The organism is Nonomuraea sp. NPDC049714, from assembly GCF_044465295.1.
GTDB lineage: Bacteria > Actinomycetota > Actinomycetes > Streptosporangiales > Streptosporangiaceae > Nonomuraea.
Genome location: NZ_JBITLM010000003.1, coordinates 233,564 through 250,992, shown reverse-complemented (window position 1 = coordinate 250,992; position 17,429 = coordinate 233,564). Strand labels below are relative to the sequence as shown.

Annotated in this window: 14 protein-coding genes; 12 read left to right on the top strand and 2 right to left on the bottom strand. The window is 70.6% G+C overall.

The annotated features are described in order from the left end of the window. The first annotated feature begins 19 nt into the window (after positions 1-19). The 3 genes from ACIBQX_RS14410 to ACIBQX_RS14400 all read left to right on the top strand — a co-directional run bounded on the left by ACIBQX_RS14410 (position 20) and on the right by ACIBQX_RS14400 (position 2,393). Positions 20-808, top strand: a complete 789-nt coding sequence (locus tag ACIBQX_RS14410; protein WP_397004341.1) for an isocitrate lyase/phosphoenolpyruvate mutase family protein — start codon at positions 20-22, stop codon at positions 806-808. A gap of 124 nt (positions 809-932) precedes the next feature. Continuing rightward, positions 933-1,895, top strand: coding sequence for a GlxA family transcriptional regulator (locus ACIBQX_RS14405; protein WP_397004339.1), 963 nt, complete (start codon positions 933-935; stop codon positions 1,893-1,895). A 12-nt stretch (positions 1,896-1,907) separates the two neighbouring features. Then, positions 1,908-2,393 (top strand): SDR family oxidoreductase, encoded by a 486-nt coding sequence (locus tag ACIBQX_RS14400; RefSeq protein WP_397004337.1) that lies wholly within the window; start codon positions 1,908-1,910, stop codon positions 2,391-2,393. A 5-nt stretch (positions 2,394-2,398) separates the two neighbouring features. Here ACIBQX_RS14400 and ACIBQX_RS14395 read toward each other — a convergent pair whose 3' ends face one another. Beyond that, on the bottom strand, positions 2,399-3,652 hold the full coding sequence (locus ACIBQX_RS14395) for a Gfo/Idh/MocA family protein (RefSeq protein WP_397004335.1): 1,254 nt from the start codon (positions 3,650-3,652) through the stop codon (positions 2,399-2,401). A 73-nt stretch (positions 3,653-3,725) separates the two neighbouring features. On the opposite strand from ACIBQX_RS14395, the gene ACIBQX_RS14390 reads away from it, so the two are divergent. The 8 genes from ACIBQX_RS14390 to ACIBQX_RS14355 all read left to right on the top strand — a co-directional run bounded on the left by ACIBQX_RS14390 (position 3,726) and on the right by ACIBQX_RS14355 (position 15,134). Further along, a complete protein-coding gene (locus ACIBQX_RS14390) occupies positions 3,726-4,853 on the top strand; it encodes an ROK family transcriptional regulator (RefSeq protein WP_397004333.1) in 1,128 nt (375 codons plus the stop codon). Positions 4,854-4,923: 70 nt separating this feature from the next. Next, complete coding sequence (locus ACIBQX_RS14385) at positions 4,924-6,177, top strand: ABC transporter substrate-binding protein (RefSeq protein WP_397004331.1); 1,254 nt, start codon at positions 4,924-4,926, stop codon at positions 6,175-6,177. A 1-nt stretch (position 6,178) separates the two neighbouring features. Beyond that, positions 6,179-7,108 (top strand): carbohydrate ABC transporter permease, encoded by a 930-nt coding sequence (locus ACIBQX_RS14380; RefSeq protein WP_397004329.1) that lies wholly within the window; start codon positions 6,179-6,181, stop codon positions 7,106-7,108. After that, positions 7,101-7,919, top strand: a complete 819-nt coding sequence (locus ACIBQX_RS14375) for a carbohydrate ABC transporter permease (protein WP_397004327.1) — start codon at positions 7,101-7,103, stop codon at positions 7,917-7,919. Before ACIBQX_RS14380 ends, ACIBQX_RS14375 begins: the two co-directional genes overlap by 8 nt. A gap of 3 nt (positions 7,920-7,922) precedes the next feature. Beyond that, entirely contained in the window at positions 7,923-9,647 is a 1,725-nt protein-coding gene (locus ACIBQX_RS14370) for a spherulation-specific family 4 protein (protein ID WP_397004325.1), read from the top strand. 30 nt (positions 9,648-9,677) lie between these two features. Further along, on the top strand, positions 9,678-12,233 hold the full coding sequence (locus tag ACIBQX_RS14365; protein ID WP_397004323.1) for a hypothetical protein: 2,556 nt from the start codon (positions 9,678-9,680) through the stop codon (positions 12,231-12,233). A 7-nt stretch (positions 12,234-12,240) separates the two neighbouring features. Next, positions 12,241-13,977: a DUF4832 domain-containing protein gene (locus tag ACIBQX_RS14360; RefSeq protein ID WP_397004321.1), complete on the top strand. Its 1,737-nt coding sequence runs from the start codon at positions 12,241-12,243 to the stop codon at positions 13,975-13,977. Between the two features lie 104 nt (positions 13,978-14,081). Further along, a complete protein-coding gene (locus tag ACIBQX_RS14355; RefSeq protein WP_397004319.1) occupies positions 14,082-15,134 on the top strand; it encodes a class I SAM-dependent methyltransferase in 1,053 nt (350 codons plus the stop codon). Here ACIBQX_RS14355 and ACIBQX_RS14350 read toward each other — a convergent pair. Further along, the gene (locus ACIBQX_RS14350) at positions 15,125-15,565 is read right to left on the bottom strand and encodes a hypothetical protein (protein WP_397004317.1); all 441 of its coding nucleotides are present in this window, start codon (positions 15,563-15,565) and stop codon (positions 15,125-15,127) included. The two genes, ACIBQX_RS14355 and ACIBQX_RS14350, sit on opposite strands and share 10 nt — an antisense overlap. Before the next feature lie 163 nt (positions 15,566-15,728). Between ACIBQX_RS14350 and ACIBQX_RS14345 the strand changes: the two genes are divergently transcribed. Then, a complete protein-coding gene (locus ACIBQX_RS14345) occupies positions 15,729-17,342 on the top strand; it encodes a cytochrome bc complex cytochrome b subunit (protein WP_397004315.1) in 1,614 nt (537 codons plus the stop codon). Positions 17,343-17,429 lie beyond the last annotated feature (87 nt).

Below are 17,429 nucleotides of genomic sequence, written 5' to 3'. Positions count from 1 at the left end.
TCATGACATGGAGGACTCGATGACAGAGCTGCCCCGCCCGGCACAGGAGAAGGCCGCCACGCTGCGGAAAGCGCACGTGGCGGGTGATCCGCTCGTGCTGCCCAACGCCTGGGACGCGGCCTCGGCCCGGATGGTGGAGGCGGCCGGGTTCGCGGCCGTGGCCACGAGCAGCGCCGCCACGGCCGCGATACTCGGCTACGCCGACGGAGAGGCGACGCCGGTCGAGGAGGTGCTGGCCGCGACCGCGCGGATCGTCCGGGCGGTGAGCCTGCCGGTGACGGTCGACTTCGAGCGTGGCTACGGGCTCGCGCCGGCCGAGCTGGTCGAGCGGTTCGCCGCGACCGGGGCCGTCGGGCTGAACCTGGAGGACTCCGACCCGCCGACCGGGGCCATGATCGACGTCGGCGAGCAGATCGACTTCCTGGCCGCCGTGCGCGGCGCGGCGGTGTCGCTGGGCGTGGACCTGGTCGTCAACGCGCGTACGGACTCGTTCGTACGCCGGGCCGGGTCGCCGGAGGAGCAGCTCGCCGCCACCCTGGACCGCGGCGTCCGGTACCTCGCGGCCGGCGCGGACTGCGTCTATCCCATCGGCGCCGGTGACCCCGAGGTGATCGGGGCCCTGGCCAAGGGCATCCCCGGGCCGATCAACGTCGCGTACGGGCAGGGGAAGCTGTCGCGGGCCGAGCTCGCCGGGCTCGGCGTCGCGCGGGTGAGCTTCGGGCCGGCCCTGCAGCGGCACCTGTACGACAGGCACGGGTCCGCGCTGTTCTCGGCCGTCGCGTCCGGGGAGAACCCGTTCCTGCTCTGACGTGGTGATGCTGGATCCAGCTGGTGAAGGGGTGCTATCCATGCTGTGTACGTTGGGTACTGATCGTCCGGGAGCGTCCACCGGTGGCCGGCGTCGTCGGGCGAGGGCGCCGTTCCGTTCGGTGGTGGCGCTGGTCCTGGACGGGGTGAGCGCTTTCGCGCTGGGCGGGATCGGCTGGGTGTTCGCCGATCGCACCCGGCTGGGGCTGTCGCCGTTCGACTTCCGGGTGTGCGCGGAAGTGCCGGGCATGTTGCAGACGGACCTCGGCCTGCCGTTACGGGTGACGCATGGCCTGGCCGAGCTGGCCGAGGCGGACCTGATCGTGGTGCTGCCCGGCGACGCGTCGATCCCACGGCTGTCTCCGGCCGTGGCCGCGGCGCTGCGGGCCGCTCACCGGCGGGAGGCGATCATCGTCGCCCTCTGCGGCGGGGCGTACCTGCTGGCCAGCGCCGGGCTGCTGGACGGCCGGCGGGCCACCACGCACTGGAGCCTGGTGGACGACTTCGCCACCCGGTTCCCCGAAGTGAGCGTGGAGGCGCGGGCGCTCTATGTCGACGAGGGACGCCTCATCACCGGAGCCGGTGGCGTGGCCGGCATCGATCTCTGCCTGCACCTGCTGCGCCGCGAGCACGGCGCCGCCGTGGCCAACGCCATCGGCCGGGAGATGGTCGCTGCCCCGCACCGCGAGGGGGACCACGCCCAGTACCACGATCGGCCCGTCCCCGCCGGCGATGACGCCTCCCTCACCAGCGTCATCGACTGGCTGCGCGCCAACCTGGACCAGCCGATCTCGATCGCCGACCTGGCCGCCCGCGCCCTGATGAGCGAGCGCACCTTCATCCGCCGCTTCAAGGCCGTCACCGGCGCCACGCCCTACTCCTGGCTGTCGGCCCAGCGTCTGCACCGGGCGGCGGAGCTCCTGGAGGCCACGGACCTGTCCATCCAGCAGATCACCCATCACGTCGGCTACAACACCGTCGCGGTCTTCCGCCAGCAATTCACCAAACGCCACGGCATCTCTCCGCGCGCTTATCGCCAGAAATTCCCCCGGGAACCCCGGTTGAACATGGCAGGTAAACGACGGTGATCGGCAGTTTTCGTGGTATTGCCTGGCAGGCCTTGGTGTCAAGATCTACCTCGTATTCCCGGAAGGGGGCTGAATGACCACGCGCTTCCGCACCTGATCGAGCGCAGCGGCACGGTCATCAACGTCTCCTCGGTCGGGGCGCGCACCGTGGCCGCCGGCCCCGCCGACTACAACGTCTCCAAGGCCGCCTTCAACGCGCTCACCAAGGTCATCGCCGAGCAGTTCGGCGAGCAGGGCGTACGCGCCATCACCGTGTCGCCCGGACCGGTCCGCACCGGAGTGTGGGCCGACCCGGACGGTTTCGTCGGCCGCCTGGCGAAGGAGCAGGGCGTGCCCCACGAGTCGTTCGTGGAGCAGGCGATCAGCGGGCTGGGCGGGACCACCGGCCGCATCAGCACGCCGGAGGAGGTGGCGCGGCTCATCGCGTTCTTGGCCGCGCCCAGCAACATCACCGGCAACGAGTACCTGATCGACGGAGGCATGGTCAAGAACGTGTGAGCGCCTCACCGGTCGAGCGACACGACCGTGCCCGTCCGGCGTGCGCGCTCGGCGGCCCACACCACGCGGTGCGTCATCAGGCTCTCGGCCGCCTCCGAGCGCAGCAGGGCCGGATCGCCCGAGGCCACGGCGGCGAGGAAGGCGTCCGTCAGCCCCTCGTCGCCGCCCCCGTGCCCGTCGGCGGCCGACGGGCCCGCTGCGCCCTCCGTTGCGATGAGCTCCTCGTCGCCGGTGCGGAAGTCCACCACCCGCAGCTCGCGCCCGTCGCCATCGATGTACCCGTGGGTGCCGAACAGGCGCGTGCGCCGGTGCTCCATCGGCGTGAAGGCGCTCATGGTGAACGAGCACGTCGCCCCGTCGTCGAACTCCATCACCACCTCCTGGTGGTCGACGACGTCGTTGTCGCAGGCGTACACGCACCTCCCGTACGGCCCGGTCCGCAGAGCCGCCAGCACCTCCTCCTCGGTCCGCCCCTGCGTGACGGCCGACAGCGGCCAGAACTCGCTGTCCGGATCCCCGAGACAGCCCAGGTAGAGCCGTGGCGCGGAGTACGGGCACGACGGCTCCAGCGGGCAGTCGAGGCACCGGTCGGCCGCCGCCTCGGGCCGTTCCTCCGGGCGGAAGTGCGACAGCGAGCCGAACGACGACACACGGGCGGGCGGCCGGCCGAACAGGTGCACGAGCCAGTCCACGTCGTGGCAGGCCTTGGCCAGCAGCATCGGCGCCGAGGTGTCCTCGCGCCGCCAGTGCCCGCGCACGAACGAGTGCGCCTGGTGCCACCAGCCCACCGGCTCCAGGTGCTGGACGCTGACCAGCCGCCCGATCCGCCCCTCGTCCAGCAGTTCCTTGACCACCCGGGTGTACGGCGTGTAGCGCAGCACGTGGCAGACCGCCAGCATGATGCCGTTGCGGTCGGCCGCGTCGGCGATCATGACCGCCTCCCGCTCCTCGGTGGCCATCGGCTTCTCCAGGAGAATGTGGTAACCGAGGTCCGCCAGCGTCACCGCGGGCTCGGTGTGCAGCTGGTCGTGCGTGGCGATGATCGCCGCGTCCGCCACCCGCCCGGCCGCCGCCAGCTCCTTCCAGCCCGGATGCACCTGGTCCGGCTCGATCCCGAACTCCGTCGCGAACGCCGCTCGCCGCTGCGGATCGGGCTCCGCCACCGCCACCACCAGCCCCGCTCCCGTGGCGTGCGCGCGGCGGGCGTACGTGAGTCCTCGCAGGCCGCCGCCGACGACGGCTAGAGTCACCTCAGTCATGGAACCTTCCCCGAAGAATTATCATGGAGAGTGTCATTATTCGGTCTTGGGAAGCTGACAGCAAGGGGGACCGATGGCCGAGGAGCTGAGCGGTGGTGACCTGTCGCGGCTGCGGCAGCTCAACGCGCTGGCCGTGATCAAGGCATTGCAAGGCCGGCCGTCACTCACGCTCACCGAGGTCGCCAAGCGCACCGGGCTGTCGCGAGCCTCCACGGAGGACGTGGTCCGCGAGCTGCTGCAGAAGGGCTGGGTCGCGGAGGCCGGGGCCACGGCGGGCGGGGTGGGCCGCCCGGCCAGGCGCTACCGCTTCAGGGCCGACGCGGGCCGGGTGCTCGGCGTCGACATCGGCGGCCACAAGATCCGCACGGTGGTCGCCGACCTCGACGGCGACGTGCAACAGAGCGCCTGCGTCGCCGTCACGCCCGAGATGGGCCGGCTCGAACGCCTGGAGGCGGTGGACCGCGCGGTCGCCGAGTGCCTGGAGGGCGCCGGGCTGACCGGCGGCGACGTCTGGGCCTCCGGCGTCGGCACGACCGGCTTGGTGGACGGCGTCGGCCGCGTGGTGCTGTCGGAGGCGCTGCCCGAGTGGACCGGCGTGGACCTGGCCACGCACCTGCGCCGGCTGGCCCCGGCCCCGGTGCTGGTCGAGAACGACAGCAAGCTGGCCGCCCTGGCCGAGTGCTGGCGCGGCGTGGCCCGCTACGCCAAGGACATGGTGTTCCTGCTGGCGGGGCTGCGTACCGGCGCGGGCCTGGTCATCGACGGCAAGCTGCACCGGGGCTTCGCCAACGCCTCCGGCGAGATCGGCGCGCTGCCCGTGCTCGGCTGGATCCGCGCGCAGGAGCACCTGAGCGCCGCCAACGGCGAGGCGGGCGACGTGTTCGCCGCCGCCAGGGCCGGTGACAGGGCGGCGGCCACGGCGGTGCGCCGCTACGTCAAGGATCTGGCGCTCGGCGTGTCCGCGCTGGTCCTGGCCCTGGACCCGCAGATGGTCGTGCTCGGCGGCGGCTTCTCGCGCTCGGCCGACGTGCTCATCGACCCGCTCAAGCGGGAGCTGGACCGCTGGTGCATCCGGACGCCCGAGGTGCTGATGTCCGCGCTCGGCGACGAGGCCGTGGTGCTCGGCGCCGTGCGGCTGGCGCTCGACGACGTCGAGGAGCGCGTTCTCGACGGCCGCGCGCCGCTCGTGAGCCATCTGTGACACATGGACTCTTGCCAATAATTTCCCTGGACTCCATGATTACTCCCACGTTCTAGGAGAGGACCGGGAGATGTGGAAGTCGGCACGGAGAGGTGCGGCCATTCTCTGCGCGGCGCTGCTCGCCACCGCGTGCGGGGGTGGTGAGCAGGCCGCCACGGGCACGCAGCCGCTGGAGAAGGTGATGCTGTCCTACGGCGTCTGGGACGCCACCCAGCAGGCCGTCATGCAGGAGCTGGCCACGGAGTTCACCAAGACGTACCCGAGCATCGCCGTCGACGTCCAGCTCACCCCGTGGGCGGACTACTGGACGAAGCTCAAGGCGGCGGTGAGCGGCGGCGCGGCGCCCGACGTCTTCTGGATGAACGGCCCCAACTTCCAGCTGTACGCCTCCAACGGCGTGATCAAGCCGATCGAGGAGCAGGTCGACACCTCGGTCTGGCCCAAGCCGCTGGTGGACCTGTACACCTTCGAGGGCAAGCTGTACGGCCTGCCCAAGGACATGGACACGGTGGGCGTCTGGTACAACAAGACGCTCTTCGACGCCGCGAAGGTGAAGTATCCGGCCGACGACTGGACCTGGGCCGACTTCAAGGAGGCAGCGGCCAAGCTGACCAACCCGGACAAGGGCGTGTACGCCGTCGGCGCCCAGCTCACGAGTTTCCAGGAATACCAGTACAACACCATCTACCAGGCCGGCGGCCACGTGATCTCGCCGGACGGCAAGAAGTCCGGCTACGACGACCCCAAGACGATCGCGGGCCTGAAGTTCTGGACCGACCTCATCGCCGCCAAGCAGTCGCCCGACCTCAAGACCATGACCGACACCGCCACGCTCCAGCTCTTCGAGGCCGGCAAGCTGGCGATGTACTGGGGCGGGTCGTGGAACGTGGCGGAGTTCACCAAGAACGACTACACCAAGGACAAGGTGGACGTCGCCCCGCTGCCGACAGGGGAGAAGCAGGCCACCGTCATCCACGGCGTGGCCAACGTGGTGTCGGCCAAGACCGAGCACCCGGCCGAGGCGTGGGAGTTCGTCAAGTTCCTCGGCTCCAAGCCGGCCGCCGACATCCTGGGCAAGAAGGGCCCCATCCCGGCCTACAACGGCACGCAGAACAACTGGGTGGCCGCCCATCCGGAGCTGAAGCTGCAGACGTTCCTCGACGCCGTCGCCTACGCGGTGCCGTACCCGGTCTCCAAGAACACCGCGGCCTGGCAGGAGGCAGAGCTCACCCACCTCACCAAGGCGTGGACCGGGGAGGTGCCGATCGAGAAGGCCGCCACCGACCTCGCGGCCGGCATGAACGACCTGCTGGCCAAGGAGTGACATGACCACCGCCCGGGCGGCCCACGCCGCGAAGCCGCGCGGACACCGCAGGCAGGCCCTGTGGGGGTACGCGTTCATCGCCCCCACCGGGCTCGGCCTGGCGATCTTCAACCTGTGGCCCGTCCTGCAGACCGCCTACTTCTCCTTCACCGAGTGGGGCGCGTTCGGCGGGCACACCTGGACGGGGCTGGACAACTACACCCGGTTGTTCGCCGATCCCGAGGTGGGCCAGGCGGTGCTCAACACCCTGATGTACACCGCGCTCGGCCTGATCGGGATCCCCCTCGCCATCGTGTTCGCGGCGCTGATCAACCGGCCGGGCCTGCGCGGCGTGAGCGTCTACCGGACGGCGTTCTTCCTGCCCGTGGTCACCATGCCGGTCGCGGTCGCGATGCTCTGGCGCTGGCTCTACAACGGGGACTACGGCCTGGTCAACCAGGCGCTCGCGGTCGTCGGCGTCGACGGGCCCAACTGGATCGCCGATCCGGCCACCGCCATGTACGCGCTGGTCGTGGTCGGCATCTGGAGCAGCATCGGCTACAACCTGATCATCTTTCTGGCCGGGATGCAGGCCATCCCCAAGGAGCTGTACGAGGCGGCGGCCATGGACGGCGCCGGCCGGATCAGGCAGTTCTTCACCATCACCCTGCCGATGCTGTCACCGACCGCGTTCTTCATCTCGATCGTCTCGGTGATCGGCTCGCTGCAGCTGTTCGACCTGGTCTTCGTGATGACCGGGTCCGGGCAGGCGGCGCGGGCCAACCCGGCGTACTCGCGGCTGCAGACCGTCGTGCAGCTCTTCTACGAGCGCGCCTTCGTCACCAACGACCGCGGCTACGCCGCCGCCATCGTGATCGCGCTGCTCGTGCTCATCGCGGCGCTGACGGTCGCGCAGTTCCGGCTCCAGCGCAGGTGGGTGCACTATGTCTGAGCGTCGCGGCGCGTTCGGTGTCCATGTGGTGCTCATCGCCTCGTCGCTGGCGATGGTGGCGCCGTTCGTCTGGCAGGTGATCACCTCGCTCAAGACGCTGAGCAGCGCCACCGCGGTGCCGCCGACGATCCTGCCCGAGGGCCGCTGGGACAACTACGCCAAGGTCTTCGAGCTGCTGCCGTTCGGCGAGCAGTTCCTCAACACCGTGCTGATGGCCGCCGGGCGGGTGAGCGGGCAGGTGCTGTTCTGCTCGATGGCCGCCTACGCCTTCGCCCGGCTCCGCTTCCCCGGCAGGAACGTGCTGTTCGGCGTCTTCCTGTCGGTGCTCATGGTGCCGCCGCAGCTGTTCGTGATCCCGCAGTACCAGATCATGTCGTCGCTCGGCTGGCTCAACAGCCTCCAGGCGATCATCGTGCCGGGGCTGTTCAGCGCGTTCGGGGTGTTCCTGCTGCGGCAGTTCTTCCTCGCGCTGCCCCGCGAGATCGAGGAGGCGGCCCGCCTCGACGGCGCCGGTCCGGTGCGGATCTACTGGTCGATCATGCTGCCGCTGGCCCGGCCGGGACTGGTGGCGCTGGGCATCCTGACCCTGCTGTGGGCGTGGAACGACCTGTTCTGGCCGCTCGTGGTCAACACCGACCCGGACAAGATGACGCTGTCGGCGGGGCTGGCGGCGCTTCAGGGCCAGTACCAGACCGACTACCCGGTCCTCATGGCCGGCTCGCTGCTCGCCTCGCTCCCCGTGATCGCCGTGTTCGTGTTCCTGCAACGCCAGTTCATCCAGGGCATCGCCCACACCGGCAGCAAAGGCTGACCTATGTATGCACGCCGAACCGCCGCGGTGGCGGTTCTCCTCCTGGCCTCGTTATCCGGCACCGCCCACGCGGACGACGCCCCGGCGGGCGTCTCCCTGGCCGTGCCCGCGTACTTCGCCCCGGGCGAGCTCTGGGGGCGGCTGGCCGACCCCGGGGTGGGGATCGTCGTGGCCAACCCGTTCTCCGGTCCCGGCAAGGACTTCGACCCCGGCTACGCCCAGGCCATCGCCGACGCCCGCGCCGCCGGTGTCACCGTGCTCGGCTACGTGGCCACCGGTTACCTCGGCAGCACCGGCCGCGCCACCAGGCTCGGCGAGACCACCCCGCTCGCCTGGCTCGCGCAGGCGCAGCAGGACGTGGCCCGCTGGTACGAGCTGTACGGCGAGCACGGTCTCGGCGGCGTCTTCCTGGACGAGGTGCAGAACGTCTGCGGCCCCGGCGACGCCTACTCCGACACCTACCGGGCGCTGGACGAGTCGATCAAGAGCCTGCACCGTGGCGCGTTCACCGTCATCAACCCCGGTATCGGCACCGATCAGTGCTACGCCGACATCGCCGACGTGAGCCTGACGTTCGAGGGCACGTACGAGACCTACCAGGGCTGGCAGCCGCCCGCCTGGCAGCGCGGCCTGGACCCGCGCCGGTTCTGGCACCTCGTGCACGCCACCGCCACCCAGGACCAGATGACCGAGGCGCTGCGCCTGGGCAGGGAGCGCGGCGCGGGTCACATGTACGTCACACCCGACGTGCTGGCCAACCCCTGGGACACGCTGCCGGACTACTGGCAGGCCGAGCTGGACGCGGCCAGGTCGCCGGACACGACCGCGCCCGCGCGCCCCGGCCCGGCCAGGGCCGTCAAGCGCGGCCCCACGACGCTCACCCTCGCCTGGCGGCCCTCGCCCGGAGCCGTCGGCTATGACGTACACGTGAACGGGCTGCGCGTGGCGGGCACGGCCGGCCGCGTCCCCGCCGTCACCCTGAAGAACCTGGACGCGGGCACCAAGCACGCGATCACGATCAAGGCCCGCGACGCGGCCGGCAACGCCTCACCCGCGAGCACCGCCGTGCCCGTGCGGACCAGGAGAGCCGACCCCGAGCCGCCCGCCGCCCCGGACGGGCTGAGCGCCGACCAGGTCAAGGTGGCCAGCGCCCGGCTGACCTGGGCGCACACGCGGGACACCGCCTGGTACGACGTCCTCATGGACGGCCGGCGGCTGCTGCGGCTGCCCGCCGCCCTGCTGCCCGCCGGCGCCTCCGTCCCGGTCAGCGGCCTGACCCCGGCGACCTCGTACACCTTCACCGTGGTCGCCCGGGACGCGAGCGGCAACGAGTCCGCGCCCGCCCGGCCACTGACCGTCACCACGACCGAGCCCAGCGGCGACCCCATCTCCGAGCAGACCGGCTCGGTCACCGACACCGGCGCCACCTACCAGGCGCGCTACAACCTGCCCTTCGACTTCCACCACGTGTACATCGACCACGACAACGACGCCACCACCGGCTTCGCGGTCGCCGGCATCGGCGCCGACTACCTCATCGAGAACTCCTGGTACTACCGGCACACCGGCACCGGCTGGAACTGGACGCCCGTGGACCTGAACCCGCTGGTGTCCTCGGCCGACGACCTGTTCGTGTGGCGGGTGCCACTGACCGGCGCCCACCGAGTCGTCTTCCACGGCTCGGGCAGCTCGCCCGAGACGTACGGCCCGGTGATCACCGTCTCCTGATTTCGTCCGGCAACGAAGGAGCGAACCGCCATGACCCCCCTGTCCGCCCCGCACCGTGCCCGCCGATTACTCTTCGCCGTCATCCTCGTGATCGCCACCGTGTCCGTGTCCGTGACCGTGCTCGGGCCGGGAAGGGGCGAGGCCGCCGGCTTCGAACTGGGCCGGACCCCCTTCTACGGCAAGGTCCCCACACTCGACCGCAACAGCCGGACCGCCTTCTGGTACGGCCCGCTCGACCAGGCCAAGACCGACCAGCTCAAGGGCTACGACCTGGTCGTGCTGGAACCCACCCTCCGGGTGCTCGACGTGGCCGCCGACCACTTCTACTTCGAGACGGTCACCAGCGCCCAGGTCCAGGAGATCAAGCGAGGGCTCGACGGCGCCCTCGGCACGGCCGACGACGTGACCGTGCTCGGCTATCTCTCGGTGGGGGAGATGCTGCCGTCCATCGTCCCCGGCTCCTCCGGCCACATGACCATCGCCAAGGGCATCGAGCTCGGCCTGCTCCCCGCCGGGTACAGCGGGCCGTCCGGGCCGCTGCACGGGCCGAACCCGTGGAACTACGACGCCTCCGGCGCTCACCTGGACGTCGAGGGCGGGGCCGCGCCGGACGGCACGTACGACGACGGCTACGCCGGGTACACCGGGCTGGACATCGCCCCTGACCACTCCTCCTGGGGGAACAGGCTGCGGTGGCGCAACCGCGGCGTCATGCCCTGGTACCTCGACCAGCAGGGCACCTGGACGAACGACGCCAGGTACCTGTACGGCGGGTACTGGAAGGACGGCGACGGCGCCGTGGACGTCAACAAGAACTACGGCGGCGGCTACATCAACGCCGGCGACCCGGCCTGGCAGAAGTTCGTCACCTACCAGGTCGACAAGATCGTGCACGACGGCGAGTACGACGGGGTCTTCCTCGACACCGTCGACACCCCCGACCCCGTGGGCGGAGCGGGACCGTCGGTCTCCTGGGGGCCGCGCGGCAACTTCGGCTTCACCGCCGAAGGCATGGTCGAGCTCGTGGAGAAGGTCAAGGCGGTGGACCCGGCCAAGGTGGTGGCGGCCAACCGCGGCTACTGGTACTTCAACCCCGACGAGGGCTCATCGCGGTTCGCCGCCCGCTACCGGCACGCGATCAACGTGTTCGTCACCGAGTCCTGGTACTACAACACCTACATCCCCGGCTTCTACGACACCAGCCCCGGCTACGCCGACAACTGGAACACGGTTCCCTCCACACCGACCTACCGGCACCGGGACAACTTCGGCGGCTTCTGGAAGGAGTACGTCAACGCCCAGGCGAACGCCGCCGACGGCTTCAACGTGGTCGTCATCGACTTCCGGGTGCCCGCCTCAGGGACGCACAAGTGGATGAACGAGGTGGTGGCGAACAGCGGCTACCTGGGCTACGACGTGAGCGGGGCGAACCACTTCAACTCCGCGATCTACGACGACGCCAAGCGCTGGCTGGAGGCCCAGGGCCGGGTGGCGCCCAGCCAGGCCGGGGCGCACCCCGTCGACCTGTACGACGGCTTCGTCGCCGACGGGTCCTTCGCCGAGTGGTCCGGCCAGACCCCGATCTTCGACGACGCCGCGGGGAACAACGCCAAGGGCATCACCAAGGTCTACACGAAGTTCGTCCGCGACAAGTTCTTCATGATGGTCGAGGCCAGGCAGACGCTGAACCTGGCCCAGGAGATGATCTACTTCGACCACGACCGGGACGGCCCTTCCGGGTGGCAGCCGTGGTGGCCCACCTCGCCGGACGCCCGCGTCTACCTGGAGTCGCTGAACCAGGCCTATCTGCTGCCGCACGCCGGGGCCGGGCAGGGCGACGCCTTCAGGTTCGCCGCTCCCAACGCGCCGGCCAATCGGGGCTGGCCGGTCCGCGTGACGCAGTCGGGGAACCGGGCGGAGCTGGAGTTCGCCCGCGACCACGTCTTCCCCGGCTCGATGGCGGGGACGGAGATCTGGACCTGGTTCCGGGTGGCCAACTTCGGCGGCTCCGCCGTCAAGTTCACCATCCCCGGCGGCACCACCCCGACCCCCACCCCGACCCCCACCCCGACCCCCACTCCGACCCCGACACCCACCCCCACCCCCACGCCGACCCCCGTCCCGGGATTCACCATCGACGGCTCCGCCGCCGATTGGGCCGGCGTCACGCCGCTGATGACCGGCACCTCGGGCGTGCGGTCCCTGTCCGCCGTCAGCGACGGCACCAACCTGTACGTGCTCGCCCAGGGAACCGGGCTCGACGTCCTGGAACAGTTCTTCCTGGACACCGACGTCAACCCCGCGACAGGCTTCGCCGCGGCCGGCTGGAGCAACCCGTCCGGCGCCGACCACATGCTGGAGAACGCCAACCTCTACCGGCACGGCGGCTCCGGCTGGTCCTGGACGCCGCGCGGCCAGGTGCCCTTCGCCCGCAACGCCACCGTCGTCGAAGCCGCCATCCCGATCGCCGACCTCGGCCTCTCGCCCGGCCAACGGCTCAGGCTCGGCTTCATCAAGAACAACTCCGCCGCAGACCGGCTGCCCACCGCCTCCGGCACCTTCCCGACCGTGACTCTCGCCCCCTAGGAGCCGCATGTCGAAACTCACGCGCGTCCTCACCCTCATGGCGTTCACCTCCGCGGCCGTCCTCACCGCGCCCCCGGCGCACGCCGCCATCACCGGCCAGTCGGCCACGAACACGGCCACCACCGTGACGTACCAGTTCGCCCACACCGGCGCCCCCGCCTACGCCCGCACCTACATCGACACCGACCGTGACCCCGCCACCGGCTTCCCCCAGGCCGGCGCGGGAGCCGACTACCTGCTGGAGAACGCCGGCCTGTACCGCCACAACGGCGGCGGCTGGAGCTGGACGCTCGTCGGGCCGGTCACCTACTCCGACGCCGGCGGCACCGCACGCTGGACGCTGAACCGTACCGACATCGGAGAGACCGCCACGCCCAACGACGCCGACCTCGTCTTCCAGGTCGAAGCGCCCCTGGAGACCTCCGCCAGGTACACCCACACCTACAGCGGCGGCGGCGGGAGCGGCAGGACCGTCACCTACACGCCGACCACCGACGCCTTCGCCAACCCCGAACGCGGCCTGTACCACCACACCGGCGACTGCGACAAGAACGACTTCTCCCTGGCGACCCTCCGCAGCTACCGGGCCGACCAGCACATCTCCCTGGTGATGTGCGTCTTCTACCTGGCCGAGTTCAGGAACGGCCCGATCAGCCAGGCCGCGCTGACCCAGCTGCAGCAGCAGTTGGACACCGTCCGGGCGGCGGGCCTGAAGACGATCCTGCGGTTCGCCTACACCGCCGACCCCGACGGCGCCGACGCCCCCAAGGACCGCGTGCTGGCCCACCTGGACCAGCTCGCCCCCTACCTGGGCGGCAACGCCGACGTCATCTACCTGATGCAGGCCGGCTTCATCGGAGCCTGGGGCGAGTGGTACTACACCCAGAACTTCGGCAACGCCGGCACCGTGACCGCCGCTGACTGGGCCAACAGGAAGGCCGTGGTCGACAAGATCCTCGGCGTGCTGCCGCGCGACCGCATGGTCCAGCTGCGCACCCCCAAGTTCAAACGAACGATGTACGCGACCAGCCCGTTGCCCCCGGGCCAGGCGTACGACGGCTCACCGCTCGCCCGGCTCGGCCACCACAACGACTGCTTCCTGGCCAGTCCGGATGACTTCGGCACCTATGAGAACATCGCCGTCGAGTATCCGTACCTGCAGGCGGAGACGGCGCACGTGGTCATGGGCGGCGAGACCTGCGCCCCCAACCCGCCCCGCTCCGACTGCCCCACCGCCCGCGACGAGCTGACCCGGTTCCACTGGTCCTACCTCAACACCGACTACCACACCGGCGTCCTCGCCGGCTGGAACACCGGAGGCTGCCTGCCCGAGATCACCCGCAGCCTCGGCTACCGCTTCGCCCTGACCAGCGGGACGTACCCCACCACGGCCCCGCGCGGTGGCGCGCTCCCGGTGACCGTCACGATCAGGAACGACGGATGGGCCGCCCCGGTCAACCCCCGAGGCGCCGAACTGGTCCTGCGGAACACCACCACCTCCGCCGTACACCGCCTCCCCCTCTCCGCCGACCCCCGCCGCTGGCAGGCGGGAGACACCACGACGCTCACCCGGACCCTCACCCTGCCCGCCACCCTGCCTCCCGGCGGCTACGAGCTGCTGCTCAACCTCCCCGACCCCCGGCTCCCCGCTCGGGCCGAGTACGCCGTCCGTCTCGCCAATCAGGGCACCTGGGAGAGCGCGACCGGCCTGAACAAGCTGCTGCACACCGTGACGGTGACCTGACCGGTGACCTCCCCGGCTCAGGGCATCGACCGCCCTGAGCTGGGGAGGAGTCACCCGTGGGCGCCGATCCTCGACGAGGTACCGGTAGTGGACGGGGGACGAACATGACCACGAGCACCGACGAGTTCGCCGATCGACTCCTTCGCTCGGCGCTCGGCACCATAGAGCTCCTCTCCATCCACCTCGGCGATCGGCTCGGCTGGTACCGGGCGCTGGCCGAGCACGGCCCGGCCGGCCCCGCCGAGCTGACCGCACGAGCGGGCGGCACCGAGCGGTACGCCCGCGAGTGGTTGGAGCAGCAGGCCGCGACCGGGATCCTGCAGGTCGCGGCGGACGGCCGGTTCGCGCTGCCGCCGGGCGCGGCCGAGGTGCTGACCGACCGGTCCAGCGTGGCCTACCTCGCGCCGCTGGCCCGCATGCTCGCCGCCGCCGCCGAGCAGCTGCCCGCCCTGCTGGACGCCTACCGCACCGGCGGCGGGGTCGGCTGGGCGGCGTTCGGGGCGGACATGCGCGAGTCGCAGGCCGACATGAACCGGCCCTGGTTCGAGCACGCGCTGCCGGACGCCCTGGCCGGGATCCCGGACCTGCACGCGCTGCTGCGCCGCCCCGCTGCCCGCGTCGCCGACGTCGGCTGCGGAGGCGGCTGGTCGGCCATCGCGCTGGCCAGGGCGTATCCGGAGGCGAAGGTCGAGGGTGTGGCCATCGACGCGCCCTCCGTCGACCTGGCCCGCCGCAACGCCGCCGCCGCCGGGCTCGGCGACCGCGTCGCCTTCCGCCACGGCGACGCCGCCGCGCTCGGCGAGGGCCGGTACGACGCGGTGTTCGCCTTCGAGTGCGTGCACGACATGCCGCGCCCGGTGGACACTCTCTCCGCCGCCCGCAGGGCGCTCGTGCCCGGCGGCACCGTCGTCGTCATGGACGAGGCGGTCGGCGACACGTTCACCCCGGAGGCGGACGACGTCGAGCGGCTGATGTACGGGTTCAGCCTGCTCATCTGCCTGCCGGACGGGATGAGTGAGCAGCCGTCGGCCGCCACCGGAACCGTCATGCGCCCCGCCACCCTGCGCCGCTACGCCCGGGAGGCCGGATTCGCCGGCCTCGACGTGCTGCCGATCCGCGACTTCGGCTTCTGGCGCTTCTACCGGCTTCACCCGTGACGCAGCTCGCTGAACAGCCTGAGCGTCACCGGTCGCGGGGGCAGCCAGGCGGGCAGGCGCAAACGCGCCGAGGAGAACACCGTCTCCAGGACGATCTTCACGTAGGGGCGCTCGCCGGGGATCTCGGCGCACACGACCGAGACGGGCGAGCGCACCGCCTGACGTCCGAATCGCAGCCACGCGTACGCGTCGCGGTCGAGTTCCGCCGACTCCCAGCGCAGCACCGGCGGCTCGGCGCGGTGCGACGGCAGGGGGAGCCGCAGCGCGAATCCCGCCAGGGCGGCGTTGGGGCGCAGGTAGAAGGCGCCGTCGAGGCGTGGCGGCGCGTACAGGAGCCGAGGACCTCCGCGCCTGCTCGTCGTCAGCCTCACTTCGGTCGCCTCCAGGACGATCCGCCATGAGCCGGGGCCGATGTGTGAGGACGTCGCCATGGATCACCTCGCCGTGGTTCGGAACGCGCGCCTGTCACTCCTAAAGACGCGACACCACCGCTGAATGTGACATCCCACCCACTGCGGCGGGCTTCTGCGATGTCACAAATCCACGCTCTCCGGCGTCTTAGTTGTGAACGCGGACAGAAAGGGAGTCGCGCCCATGCGAACCGGATCGAAGGCGGTCCCCGGCAGCATCGCCCGGACATCGTCGTTCCTTGACGAGCGTCTGGGCGCGGCCCGTTTCCTGAACCGCAACCTGCGCAAGATCTTCCCCGACCACTGGTCCTTCCTGCTGGGCGAGATCGCGCTCTACTCGTTCGTCATCCTGCTGCTCACCGGCACGTTCCTGACCTTCTGGTTCAAGCCGAGCATGGGCCACGTGATCTACGACGGCGCCTACGCACCGCTGAAGGGCGTGCAGATGTCGGAGGCGTACGCCTCCACGCTGGAGATCAGCTTCGACGTGCGCGGCGGGTTGCTCGTCAGGCAGATCCACCACTGGTCGGCGCTGCTGTTCATCGGCGGCATGATGATCCACGCGTTGCGCGTGTTCTTCACCGGGGCCTATCGCAAGCCGCGCGAGCTCACCTGGATCATCGGGGTCACGATGCTCGCGCTGGCCCTGCTGGAGGGGCTGACGGGCTATTCGCTTCCGGATGACCTGCTGTCGGGCGCCGGTCTGCGGGTCACCGAGGGTGTGATCATGTCGGTGCCCCTGGTCGGCACCTACGTGACCTTCTTCCTGTTCGGCGGGGAGTATCCGGGCGACGACGTCGTCTCCCGGTTCTACTCCCTGCACATCCTCCTCATCCCGGGGGCGCTGCTGGCGCTGATATCGGCGCACCTGGTGCTGATGTGGGTGCAGAAGCACACCCAGATGCCGGGCAGGGGCCGCACCCGCACGAACGTGGTGGGCGCCCCGCTGTATCCGTCGTTCATGGCCAAGACCGGCGCGTTCTTCCTGTTCACCCTGGGCGCGGTGGCGGGGCTGGGCACCTTCGCCCAGATCAACCCGGTGTGGCTGTACGGTCCCTACAGTCCGGCCGACATCTCGGCCGGTTCGCAGCCCGACTTCTACCTCGGTTTCCTGGAGGGCGCGCTGCGCCTGATGCCCGCCTGGGAGGTCAACCTCCTCGGCACCGGCCACGCGGGCACGGTGCCGTTGAGCGTGGTCGTCCCGGCGCTGGTGCCGCTGGGCGTCGTCCTCACCGGGATGCTGCTCTACCCGTTCCTCGAACAGTGGATCACCGGCGACAGGCGCGAGCACCACGTCCTGGATCGTCCCCGCAACAACCCGCACCGCACCGCGATCGGCATGACCGCCGTCGTCTTCTACGGCGTGCTGTGGCTGCTGGGGGCCAACGACGAGATCGCGTCCACCTTCCACATCAGCCTGAACGCCACCACCTACGCCGGCCGTGTCCTGGTGATCGCCGGACCCGTGCTCGCCTACGTCATCACCTACCGGATCTGCCTCGGCCTGCAACGCTCCGACGCCGACCTCATCGGGCACGGCGTGCCCACCGGCGTGATCAGGCGCCTGCCCGGCGGCGCGTTCACCGAAGCGCACACACCGCTGGCCGAGGACATCGAGGCGCACCTGCGCGGTAAGGAAGCCGTACCGGTGCTCACCGGCCCCAACGGCTCCAGCGTCCCGCCCCCGCGTATGCGCGGCCCTGTCGGCAGGCTACGGGCCCGGATGTCCGCCGCGTACGGCGGGCAGAAGGTCCCCCTGGACGAGGAGCAGGAGCGCGACCGGTCCCTGACCCTCTGAACGTCGCACGAGATCCCGTCGATGACGGCCTGTCGATTACACGATTACAATGCTGCCGATGATCGTTTACTTCAGCCGAGGACGGTT

Coding starts and splice junctions, on each gene's coding strand:
- ACIBQX_RS14410 (WP_397004341.1), top strand. CDS start 20: ATGACAGAGCTGCCCCGCCCGGCACAGGAGAAGGCCGCCACGCTGCGG.
- ACIBQX_RS14395 (WP_397004335.1), bottom strand. CDS start 3,652: ATGACTGAGGTGACTCTAGCCGTCGTCGGCGGCGGCCTGCGAGGACTC.
- ACIBQX_RS14390 (WP_397004333.1), top strand. CDS start 3,726: ATGGCCGAGGAGCTGAGCGGTGGTGACCTGTCGCGGCTGCGGCAGCTC.
- ACIBQX_RS14385 (WP_397004331.1), top strand. CDS start 4,924: ATGTGGAAGTCGGCACGGAGAGGTGCGGCCATTCTCTGCGCGGCGCTG.
- ACIBQX_RS14380 (WP_397004329.1), top strand. CDS start 6,179: ATGACCACCGCCCGGGCGGCCCACGCCGCGAAGCCGCGCGGACACCGC.
- ACIBQX_RS14375 (WP_397004327.1), top strand. CDS start 7,101: ATGTCTGAGCGTCGCGGCGCGTTCGGTGTCCATGTGGTGCTCATCGCC.
- ACIBQX_RS14370 (WP_397004325.1), top strand. CDS start 7,923: ATGTATGCACGCCGAACCGCCGCGGTGGCGGTTCTCCTCCTGGCCTCG.
- ACIBQX_RS14365 (WP_397004323.1), top strand. CDS start 9,678: ATGACCCCCCTGTCCGCCCCGCACCGTGCCCGCCGATTACTCTTCGCC.
- ACIBQX_RS14360 (WP_397004321.1), top strand. CDS start 12,241: ATGTCGAAACTCACGCGCGTCCTCACCCTCATGGCGTTCACCTCCGCG.
- ACIBQX_RS14355 (WP_397004319.1), top strand. CDS start 14,082: ATGACCACGAGCACCGACGAGTTCGCCGATCGACTCCTTCGCTCGGCG.
- ACIBQX_RS14350 (WP_397004317.1), bottom strand. CDS start 15,565: ATGGCGACGTCCTCACACATCGGCCCCGGCTCATGGCGGATCGTCCTG.
- ACIBQX_RS14345 (WP_397004315.1), top strand. CDS start 15,729: ATGCGAACCGGATCGAAGGCGGTCCCCGGCAGCATCGCCCGGACATCG.